This window comes from Flavobacterium hauense (assembly GCF_054457175.1).
This window is the reverse complement of record NZ_JBTKVX010000015.1, coordinates 52496-71304: the sequence shown is the minus strand read 5'-3', so window position 1 is coordinate 71304 and position 18809 is coordinate 52496. Positions and strand designations below refer to the sequence as shown.

Below are 18809 nucleotides of genomic sequence, written 5' to 3'. Positions count from 1 at the left end.
GACAGCCTTCTGATATCTCATTTCTCAATACTGAGAATTATTTTACGTCTACAAGTTCAACGTCAAAGATAAGTGTAGCTCCCGGAGGGATAACACCACCTGCACCGCGCTCACCGTAACCTAAGTGAGAAGGGATAACAAAACGAGCTTTGTCTCCTACCTGAAGAAGGGCGATACCTTCGTCCCATCCTTCGATAACATGGCCTTGCCCAAGAGGGAAATCAATTGGCTGTTTTCTTTTGTATGAAGAGTCAAATTCCTGACCGTTCTCAAGAGCACCTTTATAGTGTACAGAAACAGTTTTGCCCTTTTGAGCCTGTTTTCCGTCACCTTTCTGGATGATCTTGTAACGAAGTCCGCTTTCAGTCTTCTCAAAGCCTGCAGCAAGTTTCTCCATAGCCTCTTCAGCCTGTTTTTTAGCTTCAGCAACACGCTTTTCGCGAGAACCTTCAAAAGTCCTGAATGCTTCGATAGCATTCCATTTCTGAGCCTCTTCACCAACACGGATGATCTCAACGCTTTCAAGAGCATCATTACCCTGGATAGCATCAACTACATCCTGTCCTTCTACTACTTTACCAAACACAGTGTGCTTGTCATCAAGCCAAGGTGTAGCAACATGAGTAATAAAGAACTGAGATCCGTTTGAACCCGGACCTGCATTTGCCATTGAAAGTACACCAGGAGTATCGTGACGAAGTGACGGGTGGAATTCATCATCGAATTGGTAACCCGGACCACCGGTACCTTTTCCTTGTGGACAACCACCTTGTATCATGAAATCAGCGATAACACGGTGAAATTTAAGTCCGTCATAATATGGTTTACCCTGAGGCTTAGCGTCGTTTTCAAGGTTACCTTCTGCAAGGCCCACGAAGTTACCAACTGTTCCGGGTGTAAGATCGTGTGTAAGTTTCACAAGGATAGACCCTTTAGCGGTATTGAATTTTGCGTAAATTCCGTTTTCCATTATGTTGTTGTTTATTTTGAAAGATGCAAATTTACGAATTAATTCCTATCATCATTCGCACACTGTCATAACAAAAGTTTAAATTTGGTCATCAACAATCAATCATAAAATGAAAAAAGAAGACGATTACCTTGATATAAACCGAAAAGCCTGGAACGATAAGACTGAAGTACACGTAAACTCCGAGTTTTACGACATGCCGTCATTCCTTGCAGGAAAGAATACCTTAAACGAAATTGAACTATCATTGCTTGGTGACATTAAAGGCAAAAAGATACTGCACCTGCAATGCCATTTCGGACAGGACACTATTTCATTCAGCCGACTGGGTGCCGAAGCTACAGGTGTCGACCTGTCAGACAAAGCCATTGAAAAAGCCCGTGAATTATCAGTTCAGACGGAAGCGCACACTCGCTTTATATGTTCAGATGTTTACAGCCTGCATGAAGTACTCGATGAAGAATTTGACATCGTCTTTACCAGTTACGGCACAATAGGCTGGCTGCCCGACCTTGAAAAATGGGCATGGACAGTTTCACGCTTCCTGAAACCGGGCGGAAAGTTTGTTTTTGCCGAATTTCACCCTGTGGTATGGATGTTTGACCCTAATTTTGAAAAGGTAGCCTACCGTTATTTCAAAACCGAAGCTATAATTGAAACCGAACTGGGTACTTATGCTGATATGTCGACCCCAGCCGAATATGAAATGATCACCTGGAATCACGGTATCAGTGAAGTGGTAAACAATCTTATAGGAGCAGGACTTGAAATAAATGTTCTGAACGAATATGACTACTCGCCTTATAACTGTTTCCGTGGTACTGAGGAATTTGAGCCTGGCAATTACAGAATAGCCCACTTAGGCAACAACATACCGATGGTATATGCCATTAAAGCGACGAAAAAGTAATCTGAATAATTATTATTTTTGCGTAAACCTAATATTTAACTATGGAAAGTATTTTTGACCCACAAGGGAATCAACATATAATAGACCGCATTGAAACACTTACACCCATTAAACTATCTCAATGGGGTAAAATGACGGTTAGCCAGATGCTGCTGCACAGCCAGATGCCTATAAAAGTAGCTTTAGGAACACTGGAAGTAAAACCCCAACCGATACTTAGCTTCCTTTTTGGTAAATCAGCAAAAAAGAAACTCACCAGCAATCAGCCTTTCGGCAAAGGTTCGCCTACAGCAAAGGAGTTTGTAATCAAACATGAACCGGATTTTGAAAAATCAAAAAAAGAACTAATCGAACTGGTAGCTGTTTTTGCAAAAGAAGGGCATGCCGCCATAAAGATTGAAAAACACCCGTTCTTTGGCCACATGACACATCACGAATGGGATTTGTTGCAATGGAAGCACCTTGACCACCATTTAAGGCAGTTTGGGGCTTAATTTAATGTAATAATGTAGCAATTCTCTAATATAACAATTCCTTTAGTCCAGTGTAGTTCACATTGCTAAAGGAATTGCTACATTTGCACATTATTAAATTATCACATTGTAAAATGCGAATAGACATCATTACCTTGCTTCCTGAATTATTACGAAGCCCTTTCGACGCCTCAATACTTAAACGTGCCCAGGACAAAGGCATTGTAGAAATTCACCTTCACAATCTTAGGGACTACAGCACCAACAAGCATAAAAATGTAGATGACTACCAGTTTGGAGGCGGAGCCGGTATGGTTATGATGATCGAACCTATTGATACATGTATTTCTAAGCTGAAAGCTGAACGCGAGTACGACGAAGTGATCTATATGTCACCCGACGGCGAAACCCTGAACCAGGGCATGTCTAACCGTATGTCGCTTTTAAAGAACATCATTATACTTTGCGGTCACTATAAAGGTGTAGACCAGCGTGTGCGTGACCATTTTATCACTAAAGAAATATCTATTGGCGATTTTGTGCTTTCAGGTGGCGAACTTGCTGCAGCCGTTGTAGCCGATAGTATCATCCGTCTTATTCCGGGTGTACTGAGCGATGAGACCTCAGCGCTTACCGACAGCTTTCAGGACAACCTGCTTGCACCACCGGTATACACCCGACCTGCCGAATATAAAGGCTGGAAAGTGCCCGACGTGCTTCTAAGCGGAAACTTTGCCAACATAGACAAATGGCGCGAAGACATGGCCATGGAACACACAAAGACCAGAAGGCCGGATCTTTTAGAGTAAGTGATAATTTGTTTAAAGTTGCTCCACAAGACCCTTTCAGGTAATCTAAACAATAGGTTTAGAAGCTTTTTGAACTTGAAAACTTAAAAAAACAGCATTAAACTTTAAACTTTAAACAAAAAACTTTTATATTTGCACCCTCATTCGGATCAACCTCTGGCGAAAATCGTGATATGTTGTTTTGAATCAAACAATTAAAACTAATAATCATGTCTGATTTATTAAAATTTGTACAAAGCGAATTTGTAGAAAAAAAAGATTTTCCTGATTTTAACGCAGGTGATACATTAACTGTATACTACGAAATTAAAGAGGGTGAAAAAACAAGAACTCAGTTCTTTAAAGGAGTTGTTATCCAAAAAAGAGGTGCTGGAATCACTCAAACATTTACTATCCGTAAAATGTCTGGTGCTGTAGGTGTAGAGCGTATTTTCCCGCTTAACATGCCGGCTCTTCAGAAAATTGAAGTTAACCAAAGAGGTAAAGTTAGAAGAGCTCGTATATTCTACTTCCGTGAACTTACTGGTAAAAAAGCTAAGATCAAAGAAAGAAGAAGAAGATAATCTTTTCTCAGAGATATATAAGATCCCGTGCATTGCATGGGATTTTTTTTGCCCATACCCTACCCCTCCAAACCACTATATTTCCCTACCTTTACACCATGGATCCGATCTTTATCAAAATAGCAGACATTCGCGGCGGCGTACACTTTGTAAACATCAAACACATTTATGAAGTAGAAGAAGTGGTAAGCGCCAGAGCCAAACTTACCCATGTGAGGTATTACTCCATACCCGACTGTAAAGGACAGGTAAACAAGGTAATTACCAAAGAATTCACCAATGTTCTCCTGGAAAGGATAAACAAGCTAAAAGAACAGCCGGAATAAAACTCAGGGGATTCTGTTCCTTAAAATATTGCGGATTGTAAAATAACTACAACGTTTTTTTACCGATTTACCAACACCCTGTTACATAAGATTTTCCTATATTTGCGAGCCTTGTTTCTTATCAGGCCTGCAATACCGCACCTAACGGGAAACAACTCAGACAAACACTCAAATAACATAGTAATAATCAGCCTTTCAGCAGCCATGCCGGAAGGGTCATTAAACAAACGAACACAATGTCCAAAACATCAAAAATCTTTTATACGATAACTGATGAGGCCCCAATGCTGGCCACCCATTCATTACTTCCTATCGTGCAGGCGTTTACTGCACCTGCAGGAATAGAAGTTGAAACCCGTGACATATCTCTTGCCGGAAGGATACTTGCCAACTTCCCGGAAAACCTTACTGACAGCCAGAAAATTGGCGATGCGCTTACAGAACTTGGCCAGCTGGCTACTACTCCTGAGGCTAACATCATCAAATTACCAAACATTTCGGCTTCTGTACCTCAGCTTAAAGCTGCTATCAAAGAACTTCAGGAGCAAGGATACAACATCCCTAACCTGCCGGAAGACGCAAAAACTGAAGAAGAAAAAGCGATCAAAGCTAAATATGCCAAAGTATTAGGATCTGCCGTTAACCCGGTACTACGCGAAGGTAACTCTGACCGTAGGGCTCCAAGAGCTGTTAAGAACTATGCTAAAGCACACCCGCACTCTATGGGCAAATGGAGCGCTGACTCTAAAACCCGTGTTGCAAGCATGACAGAAGGTGACTTCTACGGCAGCGAGAAATCGGTTACCGTTAAAGAAGCGACTGATGTAAGGATTGAGTTGACTGCAAACGACGGTACTGTTACCGTTCTTAAAGATAAAACTGCGCTTAAAGCAGGTGAAATTATTGACACCTCTGCGCTTAACCTTAACAAACTGAAAGCATTTATTGCTGAAGAGATTGTAAAAGCAAAACAGGAAGGCGTACTGTTCTCTGTACACCTTAAGGCTACCATGATGAAGGTTTCTGACCCTATCATTTTCGGTGCTATTGTAGAAGTGTTCTTCAAAGATGTATTCGAAAAGTATGCTGCTTTATTCAAACAGCTTGGTGTTGACACACGCAATGGTCTTGGCGATGTGTATGCTAAAATAGCAGGAAACGCTCAGGAAGCTGAAGTAAAAGCGGCTATCGAAGCTGTTTACAACAATGGTCCGGCTATTGCAATGGTTAACTCTGATAACGGAATCACTAACCTGCACGTACCATCTGACGTTATTGTTGATGCTTCAATGCCGGCAATGATTCGTACATCCGGACAAATGTGGAATGCAGCAGGCAAATCTCAGGATACTGCAGCAATTATCCCGGACAGATGTTATGCAGGTGTTTATGTAGCGACTATTGACGACTGTAAAAAACACGGTGCTTTTGACCCTGCAACTATGGGCAGCGTACCAAATGTTGGCCTTATGGCGCAAAAAGCAGAAGAGTATGGATCTCACGACAAGACGTTCCAGGCTGCTGCCAATGGTGTTATTAAAGTAATCGATAACAATAACGGTACTGTTTACATGGAGCAAAACGTTGAGGCTGGTGACATCTTCAGGATGTGCCAGACCAAAGACGCTCCAATCCAGGACTGGGTTAAGCTTGCGGTAAACCGTGCAAGATTATCTGCTACTCCTGCTGTGTTCTGGTTAGACGAGAACAGAGCTCACGATCTCCAGATTATCGAGAAAGTAAAAACATACCTTAAAGACCACGATACTAACGGGCTCGATATCCGTATCATGAACCCGGTTGATGCTACCAACTTCTCTCTTGAGAGAATCCGTAAAGGTGAAGACACTATCTCTGTAACAGGAAACGTACTGCGTGACTACCTTACAGACCTTTTCCCAATCCTTGAGCTTGGTACATCGGCTAAAATGCTTTCTATCGTTCCGCTAATGAATGGTGGCGGATTGTTTGAAACAGGCGCGGGAGGTTCTGCCCCTAAGCACGTTCAGCAATTTACAGAAGAAGGTTACCTTCGTTGGGATTCTCTTGGTGAGTTCCTTGCACTTGGTGTATCGCTGGAGCACCTTGGACAGACTCAGGATAACGCTAAAGCACTTATATTAAGCGAAACGCTTGATGCAGCTAATGAGAAATTCCTTGAAAACGATAAATCTCCTGCACGTAAAGTGGGCGAGATTGATAACCGCGGTTCTCACTTCTACCTTGCGCTTTACTGGGCTCAGGCTCTTGCTGCACAAACTAAAGATGCTGAACTTAAAGCTAAATTTGAATCTATCGCTGCTGAACTGACAGCTAATGAGGCTAAAATTGATGCTGAGCTTATCGCTGCTCAGGGCAAAGTTCAGGAAATAGGCGGTTACTACCACCCTAACTATGACCTTACTGACAAAGCAATGAGACCGAGCGCAACATTTAATGCTATACTTGCAAAACTGGCTTAATACCCGGTTGAAATTCATATTTGAAAAGCTATCCGAAAGGGTAGCTTTTTTTATAGGCATCCATCAACAAACACATATAAAAAAAACCGGCCCCGCTACTGCGGGGCCGGCCAATTTGGTTTTAGCTAAATTCTTATTGTACCTTAAGTACTTTTACCGTTTTAGAAACTTCACCAGAAGTTACTTTTAACATATAAGTACCATCTGCAAGATTGATCATATCAACATTGGCCTGGGTTGCATCAAATCGCTGCGACAGTACTGTCTGCCCCAGCATATTATATACTGTTACAGTATCGATAGCTGAAGAGTATGACAAAGTAAGTACGTTTTTAACCGGGTTAGGGCTATATGTAAATGCTTTTACATCAAAACGATCACTACCAAGTGTAAGGTCAATAGTTACCGCAAACACATCAAGACTTGTACAGCCATTGATGGTTTGTGTAGCAAAATAGTCCTCATCATTTAAAATTTGCGTTGTTACATCCAGAGCATTTTCACCGTCCTGTGCGTCAGCCAGCGTAGCATACCATGTTACAGTACCTGTAACGCCTTCAATCACAACATCCTCAAGAGTAGCATCAGTCGCAATATCAGCTGTGATTGCCTGAGTAGCTGCACCTGTTGGCGCCGCAGGTGTATTTATAACAACAGTTACACTTGTCCTTACTGCACTTTCGCACCCATTAACTGTTTGTGAAGCAAAATAATCTTCATCATTAGTCAGGACATCATCTGCATCAAGCATGTCACCACCTTCGGCATCGGTATACCATGTAATGTTTTCACCGGATGTAGTCTGTAAATCGGCTACAGTACCTGCATTACATATCGTTTGTGAAGCATTTGCTTCAGGAGCTGCAACAACGTTTATAGCCACTGTAACTTCAGTTCTTGCAACACTTTCGCATCCGTTGACTGTTTGTGAAGCAAAATAATGTTCGCCATCAACAAGAACCGTAGTATTATCAAGTGCTTCTCCTCCACTGGCATCAGCATACCATTTGATCTCCTCACTTGTTGTAGTTTGCAAATCGGCAATAGTACCTGCGTTACAAATCGTTTGTGAAGCATTAGCTTCCGGAGCAGCAATAATTGTTACTGTTACATCTATATCAGCTGCTATTGTACATCCATTAGCATTTGTAACACTTACCGTAAATGAAGCATCAGCATCGGCATAATAATATACGGTCGCAGCCGGTGTTCCTGTATAAGCTATTGTAGCAGCTTCATCTGTAAACAGTCCTTCAGCAGGAGACCACACATAGTCAGGCCCGCTTTCTGAAGCTGTAAGTGCCACAACTGAATTCTGGCAAACAACATCTGATGAAGCCGTTACTGTAATGGCAGCAGGCAGGGCGTTTACCACCACCTCTACCTCTGCCACTTCCACACATCCTGAAGCAGCATCAGTAGCTGTAACAGTATACGTTGTATTTTCTGTCGGGCTCACTGTTTGAGCCGCACCTGCAAGGTTACCCGGCATCCAGTTATAAGTATATCCTGCATTGGCACTAGTTACATTCAGGTTAGTACTCTCCCCTAAGCAGATAGTATTATCTGAAACAACAGCAACAATATCCGGAGCATCGTTTACCGTAACTGTTACCATTACCCGTGGGCCTGAACAAAGCTTAGTCCCGTTAAAAGACATTAACGGACGGCTTGTCGCTGTCGAGGTTATACCTATACCGCCCTCCCCCGGAGCTCCACAAATAGCATCGGCTGTAACAAAACTATCTCGGGTACATGTACTACTGGTAAAGCCTGTAGCATATGAATTAACATTAGACCATGATGTTGGATCGGCATTACCTGCGTCATTATTGCTATAACATATCTGCACTACCAGATTGCTCGTTCCATCCCAAATAAAAGGTGTTGTAAAAGCATAGGTATTAAAGCCTGTCGTTAATATCTGAAGTGCATTAGAATACACTGTAGTCAACCCACCGATATGAGTACTAGTTGACTGGTTTTGTGCAGTATGCCCTATGCTTACCGCAAATCCGTTGTATACATTTGTGCCCGGGTTGCCAACCGAAATTGCAAGCGAATTTATCGGGCCGGCATAAAGACCTATAGCCTGAAGTTCAGAAGCCCTGATTATGTATTGAGTCTTTACTCCTCCGGCACTATTATAATATGGAGATACTCCCGCAGCCGGACTAAAACCTGTTGCAGCTCCAAGTATAGCTGTTTGAGAAGCCACAGGTGTCGCAGTAGATACATAATAATTAGTTGTCTGCTGAAGTCCTGACACGTTATAAGAAGCTCCTGAAGCCAATGGTGCTCCGCCTGTAGTTGCAGCATACCAATTGATAATTCCGCCCGGCGAAGCCGTTGCTGTTAATGTAGCTTCTCCTAATCCACAGGCAGTATCACCGGCAGAAGTTAGCAGATCCGGATAATCGCAAAGTGTCATAAATATTTTCACCACACTCCAGTCGCTGTAAACATCGGTACATTTTGTCCTTACAAATACATAGTAGGTAGTTGCAGGTGATATCACAGCAGGAGTAAGGCTGATGGCAGTTTGTGTAGTTTCGGTTCCTGAAGCCGGAGGTGTATTTGTTGTTGCAACCGCATACTCATACGCTGTTGGTGTACCCGCTGCCGGTAACTGCCATGATATAGTAGCAGAATTCTTAGTAACTCCTGTTACATCATTTAAAACAGGCGCTGCACATGGAGGCAGAGGTTCTATCAATAAAGCGCCAATATGAAAATCGCAATTTATACCTGCATTGTTTACAGGCCCGCTTGTTGCCTGAAAAGCAAGTTGTATCGTTTGACCTGTATAAGCACCCAGGCTTATAACATAATCCGTAAGCACATTTGTAAGACTGGCTGTATTTGTAGCGTCAAAAGTATAAATCGGTGTCCATACTGCACCACAGCCATCTGTTGACACAAGGACTTTTACCTTATCATCTGTTCCCATCATCCTATCAGGATCGGCAGTACCTACGCCTGAATCAGTTATTGCAGCTTTAAACTTTAGTCTTGATGCTGAGGTCAAAACAATCTTAGGGCTTATGATCCAGCCGTTCTGAGTATTATTAAACAGTGTATGCTTAATAGTAGGTATGCCAAGTTGTGTCGTTGCTGCAGCTGCTGCCGCAGTCCAAGAAGAGGTCATCATTGTTGTTGGAGCTGCCGAAGGCTCTATAGCTCCGGTTGTACCTCTTGCGGCATACCAGCCCACCTCATTTATACCCGGGTTTGTGGCATCAAAATTCTGAAAATTCACCGTCAGCGGAAGTGCTGCCGCTGTAACCGGTGTTGCAACAAATGTTATTCCGTTTGTACCTGTCACCGTATTGATATAAGTAGTAAATGAAGGAGTTGATCCACATCGGTTATATTCATACATTTTCACATAATAGGTTGTACCGCATGTTAAACCAGAAACAGCAGTGCTGGTAGAGGTTGCGATGGCATTGTCAGCCATAATCTGCTGTCCTGCATTCTGCCATACGGCATTTGCAGCATATGTAGGTATACCGGCCCCATTAACAGGATCAACAATTGGCGAAGTGCTCATTATTACTAACCTTCTTCCTCCATTTCCGGGTGTCCATATTAATGTAGCTGCATTACCCGCTTTTATAGCCGAAAGCCCTGTAACCTGGGTTGTAGGGGCAGCCACTGGGTTTACTAATGATGATGCAGAATAAGCAGTTAAGCCACTCGCTGTACAAGTAACCTTTAAACGGTACCGGATAGCAGTACCTGCAAAAACGGGAGGTGTGTACCCCATAGTAGTAGCACCAGTACCTCCTGTGGCATTAGCCCATGAAGTTCCGCCATTTGTAGATTCTTCCCACTGATAGGTCAATCCAGTTCCCACAGTAGTACCCACCCCATATAGTAATGGGACTGCGGCGCCTGTACAAATCATATTTGTATCAGAAGATAATGTACCTCCTGTCGGAGTGTCATTACAGGCAACAGGCACATCAAATCTGTAGCCGTTACCACTCCCCGGCCAAACCGACGGGTTAGAATTAACATAAGAAGATCCGTTAAGGGCATTAAGGTAATTTCCGTTTCCGCCGACTGAATTTTTAATTCCAATAGCTTTACTCGCACCGGTGAGCACATTTCCGGCAATAGCACCATATAAAAATTCAATTCTGCCCGGAGTAGCCGAGGCAGGTCCATACAACAACACCATAAAATTCACATTATCTACAGTGGTTGGTACTGTCAAAGTACTGCTGCTGTTAATGTTTCTCCATTCAAAAGCATATACACCTGTACCTACCGTGCCATGCACCATGCTTCCGTTACCTGCAGGCATAGGCCAGTTACCGCCAAGATTGCCTATCCAGGGAGCGAGATTATTATTTGGAGCATTAACATTAAACAAAGTAGCGGCCACACTTGCGGCGGCCGAAACCTGATTGCCCATGGCAACCCATCCATTGGTTGAGAATGTCACCTGTGTAAACGGATTCCCATCATAGGTAAAGGTAAATGGCAGTGTTACAAGCACAGCTCCGCTATCCTGATTACCACCAGATGTTAGCTGTGCATCGGTATTAATAACCGTACCTCCCGAAATCTGGGTATAGGTTTGTCCGCTCAACTGCGTGCGCGAATAGGCAGAAATCTGGGCAGAAGCCGTGCCTCCTGCCAAAAGCAGCGAGGCAAGAATGGCAAAGTTCCTGCCGCCTGTTTTAAAGAGGCTTTTGAAAGTAGTTATTTTCATATAGTCTAAAGGTGTTAATATTCAATCCGGATGGTTTTTGCTAAAATTTTAAATATGCAGCAACAAAAACATTGTTTTTAAAAACCAGATACACCATTTAAGTTAAATGGCAATCAAATTTATACCTTTACCTATATCGCTATTAAATCCTACCTATACATAAAACACTCACAGACTAAATTGATACCCTTTATTCGCCACTCAATTTTATCTTAAAAACTGATAAACAACACATTATATTTAACAAGCAAACTGCGATATTGTTAATCTAATCTTAAAATGTGAAGATTAAAAAATCGTAAATATTGTAACATTATATACTTTCATTCGTCAAATACCGTTATGAAAAAGGAAAATCTAAATCAGTATTAAAAATTAATTAACAAAACTAAAATTACAATAAGAGCCACTGCAGTAGATATTGCAATTTTGCACGGGTTCAGCCATCAATCAATCACCTGAAGCTAAAAGCTTCGACAAAACCAGTAAAACATGACCTTACACAAAAAAGGATTCCTCTCGGTATTCCTTCTGTTCATTTTCAGTACTGTCTTTGCACAGGAAAAATTTACGCTTAGCGGTACCATTACCGACGACAGCAGTAACGAAACCCTTATCGGTGCCAGCGTTTACATTAAGGAACTACAAACCGGCACCTCTACAAACGAATACGGTTTTTACTCCATCTCGCTTCCTGCCGGCACCTATACTGTGCTGATAAGCTATGTAAGCTTTGGAACACGTACAGAAACCGTAGTCCTTAACAGCAATGCACGTAAAAATTACGGTCTGGCTTCTGACAGTAAAGAACTCCAGGAACTTGTTATTACCAACAATGTGAAACGAGCTGAAATTCGTAAACCTGAAATGAGTGTCAACAGGATGTCAGCCGAAGAAATTAAAAAAATGCCCGTTGTTATGGGTGAAGTGGACGTATTAAAGTCACTGCTAACCCTGCCGGGTGTAACCAATGCCGGTGAAGGCGCATCAGGTTTTAACGTTCGTGGAGGTTCAGCCGACCAGAATCTTATCCTTCTCGATGAAGCTACTATTTACAACTCTTCCCACTTGTTTGGTTTTTTCTCGGTATTTAACGCTGATGCGATTAAAGACCTGAAGCTTTACAAAGGAGGTATTCCGGCGCGATATGGCGGAAGATTATCATCGGTTCTTGACATTTACCAAAAGGAAGGTAATAAGAAAGACTTTCACATGACAGGAGGTATAGGCGTAATTTCAAGCCGACTGCTTGCCGAAGGCCCTATAGTTAAAGATAAAGCCTCATTCCTTATTGGAGGAAGAGCATCTTATGCTCACCTTTTCCTTAAGCTGGCGGATAATGATAACTCAGCTTATTTTTATGACCTGAATACCAAATTAAGCTATAACCTCGGAGCGAACGACAATCTTTACCTTTCAGGTTATTTTGGCCGCGACCTTCTGGATATAAGCGACAGCTTTAATAATGTATATGGTAATGCGGTACTTAACCTGCGCTGGAATCACCTGTTCAGCGATAAGTTATTTGCGAATGCAAGTATGATATACAGTGATTACTATTATGGATTAGAACTTGGTTTCATCGACCTCAAATGGGATTCAGGAATCAAGAACTACAACTTTAAGTATGATCTTAAGCACTATCTGAATAATAAATTCAAACTGAATTACGGTCTTAATGCTGTTTACTATGACTTTAATCCGGGTACGGTAAAACCCCTTGGTCCCAATTCATCCATTAATTATGACCAACTGGAGAAAAAGTATGCCTTTGAGCCTGCTCTGTACATAGATGCCGAACAAGAGTTAAGCGAAAGCATCTCCGTTAGCTACGGACTGCGTTACAGCATGTTCTACCGTTTAGGAGAACAAAACATGAATACCTATGCCAACAACCAACCTGTAACGTTTGACAACGAACTGAAAATTTACGAAAAAGCAGATCCAACGGGAACTGTACATTATGATAAAAATGAGACAATAGCCAGTTTTGACAATTTTGAACCCCGTGCAGCTGTTTCCTTTAAAATAAATGACGATCAGTCGGTTAAAGCGAGTTACAACCGTATGTCGCAATACCTGCATCTTATTACAAACACCTCATCACCTACTCCTCTTGATGTATGGGCTCCAAGTGATGATTTTGTTAAGCCTGAATTGCTGGACCAGTTTGCAGTAGGCTATTTCAGGAATTTCAAGGATGACGCCTATACCCTTGAAGTAGAATCATTCTACAAAAAAGTACAGAACAAACTTGATTATATAGACGGTGCCGACCTGATTGCCAATAAAGCTATAGAACAGGTACTGCTTAGTGGAAAGGCAAGATCTTACGGACTTGAAGTACTTTTCCGCAAAAACAAAGGCAAGCTTACCGGCTGGGTGTCTTATACCCTGTCGCGCTCAGAACAGCAGACTCCCGGAAGAACTCCTGAAGAGACTGGTATTAACAACGGCGACTGGTATCGCGCGGGCTATGACAAACTTCACAACCTTTCGGTTACAGGAAATTACGAGCTGACTCCAAAATGGTCATTCGGGGCAATATTTGCTCTTCAAAGCGGACAACCTGCTACCTACCCTGAAGGACAGTACCAGTATGGTGACGTTAACATACCAATATTTGGTGGCAGAAATGCCCAAAGACTGCCGGCATACCATCACCTTGATGTTTCGGCAACTTATACACCTAAACCTGAAAAGAAACAGGGCTGGCAGGGAGAATGGGTATTTAGTATCTATAACCTGTATAACAGGCAAAATTCGGCCTCTATGTCTTTCAGGCAAAATGAAGATACCGGAAGAAATGAGGCTGTAAGGCTTTCTATCTTTGGTATGATCCCGAGTGTGACGTACAACTTTAAATTTTAAGCATCATGAAAAATATAAAATATATACTCCTGATACTGACCGTAATGTTCTTCGTTTCCTGCGAAGAGGTGGTAGATATTGACCTTGATACAGGAACACCAAGACTCTCTGTTGATGCCTCCATAAAATGGGTTAAAGGCACTGATGGCAGCCAGCAGAAAATAAAACTGACCATGACCGGAAGCTATTATGAAAATACGGTACCAGTAGTATCCGGTGCGACGGTGTTTATCACCAACAGCACCAATACAGTATTCGATTTCATAGAAACTCCGGGTACAGGTGAATACATTTGTACTAATTTTGTACCGGTAATTGGCGAAAAATACACCCTAACCATAGTTCACAACGGTGAAACCTATACCGCTTCAGAAACATTATATCCTACTCCTGACTTAGAAGCTCCGGTTCAAAAGAGTGATGGTGGCTTTACAGGTGATAATATTGAACTAACATATTACTTTCAGGATAACGGGGCAGAAAAGAACTTTTATGTTGCCCGTATCGATACCGATATTTATCCTTTCCCTCATTATGGTGCGCTGAAGGATGAATTTGAACAGGGAAATAAAATGACACTTATACTATCTGACGAAGATTTTAAGACAGGAGTTCCTGTAGATGTCGAATTATATGGAGTATCTGAACGTTACTACAATTTTATGATGATACTTATCTCTGTTACAGAAGGCGGTACCGGTACCGGCCCATTCATGACGCCACCGGTGAATGCCCGTGGCAACCTTATTAACCAGACAAATGAAAATAACTACGCCATGGGATACTTCAGGCTTAGCGAAGCAGAAGTCGTAGATTACATAATACAATAGCATAAAATGCAATAATGTTAAAATCCACCTTAATGGTGGATTTTTTTATTCATCGGACTGATAACCAACGGTTGTAGCCTGTAGTTTTATTATATTTGATACAAATTGCTCTTTTACCATGAAAATAACAACTATACTGTTGTTGCTTACCTTGTCCCTATTTGCTGTTTCCTGCGAAGATGTGGTCAGCGTCGATTTGGGCACCACAGAACCAAGGCTGGTAGTAGATGCATCTATATACTGGTATAAAGGCCATACAGGCGAATCCCAGGTTATCAGGCTCAGTACTTCAACGAGCTATTATGCTGATGAAATACCAATGGTAAGTGGAGCCATCGTGAATATTGAGAACAGCCTCGGGGTTGTTTTTCGTTTTTTTGAAAATGAAAAAGTTCCGGGAATTTATGTCTGTAATTCATTTATACCTGAATTAGGGGAAACATATAGCCTGACCGTAAAGTATGAAGATGAATTCTATACCGCTACAGAAACATTGTACCCTGTACCTGATCTGCTATATACCACTCAGGAATATGGAGGAATCAGCGGAGACTCCCCTCTCATAAAAGCCTATTTTCAGGATCCCGGTGACCAGCAAAATTTTTACATGCAGCGTTGCCAGAGAACAGACAAAAAATCTCAAACAACAGTATTTAACGATGAGTATGTAAATGGCAACGAAACGTTTACCTTCCTTTTCTTTGAAGATTTGCCGCATGGTGTACCGGTAGACATTCAGCTTATGGGTATCTCAGAACGCTACTATAACTATATGAACAAAATTTATGCGACCGTTTCAGAAACAAATGTAGGTCCGTTTGAGACAGCACCGGCCGAATTGCGTGGAAATATCATCAACAATTCCAACCCTGATAACTATGCCTTTGGCTACTTCAGGCTTTCTGAGGTTTCGCAGATAGAGCACATCTCAGATTAAGGATTTTATAGTAACTTTGAAGTCCTCCAACCGGAGGATTTTTTACTTTTCGACTTTCGACTTTATAAACCTTAGACTAAATAAATGTCATCACACCACATTGTTCGCGACGACCAGGAACCTGCTTTGATCATTGCCAATGGCGCAGAATGCAGCATCGAGCTTATGGGCCAGCTGCTGGAATGGTCTCCGCTTGTAATTGTGCTTGACAATGCCATGCCGCGTGTGTTGGATCTGGGTATTAAAGTAGATGTCCTTTTGGGTGACTTTGACAATGGATTTGACCCCGAAGTGTACCGTGAGCAGCAATTCCCGCTTGAGATCGTACATACGCCCGACCAGGAGAAAACCGATCTTGAAAAGGCTTTCGATTACCTAATTGACCGTGGCTTTCCTGCGGCAAACGTGATATGGGCCACAGGCCGCCGTGCCGACCATACTATCACTAATATTACCAACATTGTCCGTTATCGTGACAAACTGAAGATCGTGATACTGGACGACCACTCTAAAATATTCCTTTTACCCAAAAAGTTCGAAAAATGGTATCCTGCCGGCACTCCCCTTTCGCTTATCCCTATCGGGAAGGTATCGGGTGTTTGCAGTAAGAACCTTCAGTACGAACTTGAAGATGACGAACTGACCATAGGTTACCGAACAGGAAGCAGTAATAAAACCGCTGCCGACGGCCTCGTAGTAATCGAACACAAAGAAGGCGACCTGTTGCTGATGGAATGTTTTGATTAGATGGTATTCAGTCGCAGTCACAGTTTTCAGTCCTTACTCGTCAGTAGCACCTAATAATGTTAAATCAGTTAGAAAACTGTAAACTGAGACCGGGACTGAGACTTATTCTGAACACTATAATTGCTATCTTTGTAAAAAAGCCAAACAGAATGAAATTCAACGTAGTATCTGACTATAAGCCTACCGGGGATCAGCCCGCGGCTATTAAACAACTGAGTGCGGCGATTAATGAAGGAGAGCGTTTCCAGACGCTTCTTGGGGTTACGGGATCGGGTAAGACATTTACCATGGCCAACGTGATCCAGGAAGTGCAGAAACCTACATTGGTACTGGCACACAACAAAACGCTGGCGGCACAGCTGTACAGCGAATTCAAACAGTTTTTTCCAAACAATGCGGTGGAGTATTTCGTATCGTACTACGACTACTACCAGCCCGAAGCCTATATACCCGTAACGGGAACCTACATAGAAAAAGACCTTTCCATCAACGAAGAATTGGAAAAGATGCGTCTTAGTACCACCTCTTCCCTGCTTTCGGGCAGGCGCGACATAATAGTGGTAGCCTCGGTTTCCTGTCTTTATGGTATTGGTAACCCAGTGGAATTCCAAAAGAACGTAGTATCAATTGCCCGTAACGAAGTTATATCGCGCACAAAGCTCCTACACCGTTTGGTACAAAGCCTTTATGCCCGTACCGAAGCCGATTTTACACCCGGTACTTTCCGTATTAAAGGTGACACAGTAGAGGTTTTCCCTAGTTATGGCGATGAGCCGTTCCGAATTCACTTCTTTGGGGATGAGATCGAAGAGATCGAGGCCTTTGACAAAGCGTCTTCTAAAGTGATCGAAAAATACGACCGCCTCAATATTTACCCGGCCAATATGTTCGTTACCAGTCCCGATGTGCTGCAAGGTGCCATTTGGGATATACAGCAGGATCTGGTAAAACAGGTGGATTACTTTAAAGAGATAGGCAAACACCTTGAGGCCAAACGCCTTGAGGAGCGTACCAATTTTGACCTTGAGATGATCCGTGAGCTGGGCTACTGCTCGGGTATTGAGAATTACTCACGTTACCTTGACCGCAGGCAGCCGGGCACAAGGCCATTCTGTCTGTTGGATTATTTCCCTAATGACTTCCTGATGGTGATTGACGAAAGCCACGTTACGGTTTCGCAGGTACACGCCATGTATGGTGGTGACCGTTCCCGTAAGGAGAACCTGGTGGAGTTTGGCTTCCGACTTCCTGCTGCGATGGACAACCGCCCGTTGAAGTTTGAGGAATTTGAGGCAATGCAGAACCAGGTAGTATATGTGAGTGCTACTCCTGCCGACTATGAATTGCAGAAATCGGGAGGTGTATATGTGGAGCAGATTATCAGGCCGACGGGACTTCTTGACCCGATTATCGAGGTACGCCCAAGCCTGAACCAGATAGACGATCTTATAGACGAGATACAACAGCGTGTGGAACTTGACGAACGTACGCTTGTCACTACCCTGACCAAACGTATGGCGGAAGAATTGGCCAAATACCTGACTAAAGTATCGATACGATGCCGATACATACACTCTGAGGTGGATACACTGGAGCGTGTAGAGATCATGCAGGATTTACGTAAGGGTATCTTTGATGTACTTATTGGGGTAAACCTTTTAAGAGAAGGACTTGACTTACCGGAGGTATCGCTTGTTGCGATACTGGATGCCGATAAAGAGGGTTTTTTGAGAAGCAACCGTTCGCTGACGCAGACCGTAGGCCGTGCAGCGCGTAACGTCAACGGTAAAGCCATTATGTATGCCGACAAGATTACCGACAGTATGCAGCGCACCATAGACGAAACCAACTATAAACGCGAAAAGCAGCACAACTATAACGTAGCCCACGGCAAAGTACCAATGGCACTGAACAAGAAAATCGAGAACAGCACCCTTGGACGAAGCGAAGCCTATAAACTGGAACACGCTCCTAAAATTGCTGCTGAACCGGATACTACCTATATGGCAAAAGGTGATATCGAAAAGATCATACGCGATAAGCGCAAAGCCATGGAGAAAGCCGCTAAAGAACTGGACTTTTTAATGGCTGCTAGGTTGAGAGATGAGATTAAAGCGTTACAAGAGAAGGTGTAAATTACATTAGTAATAATGTGCCGGCGCGGGCGTCACGCTCGTGTAAAATCAAT

General features: G+C 42.8%; 13 protein-coding genes. 11 read left to right on the top strand and 2 right to left on the bottom strand.

The window, feature by feature from the left end; all coding sequences use genetic code 11:
- Window positions 1-37 precede the first annotated feature (37 nt).
- Window positions 38-970: a peptidylprolyl isomerase gene (locus ACX0HA_RS12190; RefSeq protein WP_458845569.1), complete on the bottom strand. Its 933-nt coding sequence runs from the start codon at window positions 968-970 to the stop codon at window positions 38-40.
- A 109-nt stretch (window positions 971-1079) separates the two neighbouring features.
- Between ACX0HA_RS12190 and ACX0HA_RS12185 the strand changes: the two genes are divergently transcribed.
- From ACX0HA_RS12185 to ACX0HA_RS12160, 6 genes are all read left to right on the top strand, one after another.
- Window positions 1080-1880, top strand: a complete 801-nt coding sequence (locus tag ACX0HA_RS12185; protein ID WP_458845568.1) for a class I SAM-dependent methyltransferase — start codon at window positions 1080-1082, stop codon at window positions 1878-1880.
- A gap of 41 nt (window positions 1881-1921) precedes the next feature.
- Entirely contained in the window at window positions 1922-2374 is a 453-nt protein-coding gene (locus ACX0HA_RS12180) for a DUF1569 domain-containing protein (protein WP_458845567.1), read from the top strand.
- A gap of 113 nt (window positions 2375-2487) precedes the next feature.
- A complete protein-coding gene (gene trmD, locus ACX0HA_RS12175) occupies window positions 2488-3162 on the top strand; it encodes a tRNA (guanosine(37)-N1)-methyltransferase TrmD (RefSeq protein WP_458845566.1) in 675 nt (224 codons plus the stop codon).
- A 209-nt stretch (window positions 3163-3371) separates the two neighbouring features.
- The gene (gene rplS / locus ACX0HA_RS12170) at window positions 3372-3725 is read left to right on the top strand and encodes a 50S ribosomal protein L19 (protein ID WP_458845565.1); all 354 of its coding nucleotides are present in this window, start codon (window positions 3372-3374) and stop codon (window positions 3723-3725) included.
- A gap of 98 nt (window positions 3726-3823) precedes the next feature.
- Window positions 3824-4051, top strand: a complete 228-nt coding sequence (locus ACX0HA_RS12165) for a hypothetical protein (RefSeq protein WP_458845564.1) — start codon at window positions 3824-3826, stop codon at window positions 4049-4051.
- Between the two features lie 236 nt (window positions 4052-4287).
- Window positions 4288-6513, top strand: coding sequence for an NADP-dependent isocitrate dehydrogenase (locus ACX0HA_RS12160; RefSeq protein WP_458845563.1), 2226 nt, complete (start codon window positions 4288-4290; stop codon window positions 6511-6513).
- A gap of 133 nt (window positions 6514-6646) precedes the next feature.
- Here the strand turns inward: ACX0HA_RS12160 and ACX0HA_RS12155 are convergent, their stop codons facing one another.
- Complete coding sequence (locus ACX0HA_RS12155) at window positions 6647-11236, bottom strand: Ig-like domain-containing protein (protein WP_458845562.1); 4590 nt, start codon at window positions 11234-11236, stop codon at window positions 6647-6649.
- A gap of 492 nt (window positions 11237-11728) precedes the next feature.
- On the opposite strand from ACX0HA_RS12155, the gene ACX0HA_RS12150 reads away from it, so the two are divergent.
- The 5 genes from ACX0HA_RS12150 (at window position 11729) to uvrB (ending at window position 18756) form a co-directional block, all read left to right on the top strand.
- A complete protein-coding gene (locus tag ACX0HA_RS12150; RefSeq protein WP_458845561.1) occupies window positions 11729-14107 on the top strand; it encodes a TonB-dependent receptor in 2379 nt (792 codons plus the stop codon).
- A gap of 5 nt (window positions 14108-14112) precedes the next feature.
- On the top strand, window positions 14113-14937 hold the full coding sequence (locus tag ACX0HA_RS12145) for a DUF4249 domain-containing protein (RefSeq protein ID WP_458845560.1): 825 nt from the start codon (window positions 14113-14115) through the stop codon (window positions 14935-14937).
- A 118-nt stretch (window positions 14938-15055) separates the two neighbouring features.
- Window positions 15056-15874: a DUF4249 domain-containing protein gene (locus ACX0HA_RS12140; RefSeq protein ID WP_458845559.1), complete on the top strand. Its 819-nt coding sequence runs from the start codon at window positions 15056-15058 to the stop codon at window positions 15872-15874.
- Window positions 15875-15958: 84 nt separating this feature from the next.
- Entirely contained in the window at window positions 15959-16621 is a 663-nt protein-coding gene (locus ACX0HA_RS12135; protein ID WP_458845558.1) for a thiamine diphosphokinase, read from the top strand.
- Window positions 16622-16770: 149 nt separating this feature from the next.
- On the top strand, window positions 16771-18756 hold the full coding sequence (uvrB, locus tag ACX0HA_RS12130; protein WP_458845557.1) for an excinuclease ABC subunit UvrB: 1986 nt from the start codon (window positions 16771-16773) through the stop codon (window positions 18754-18756).
- Window positions 18757-18809 lie beyond the last annotated feature (53 nt).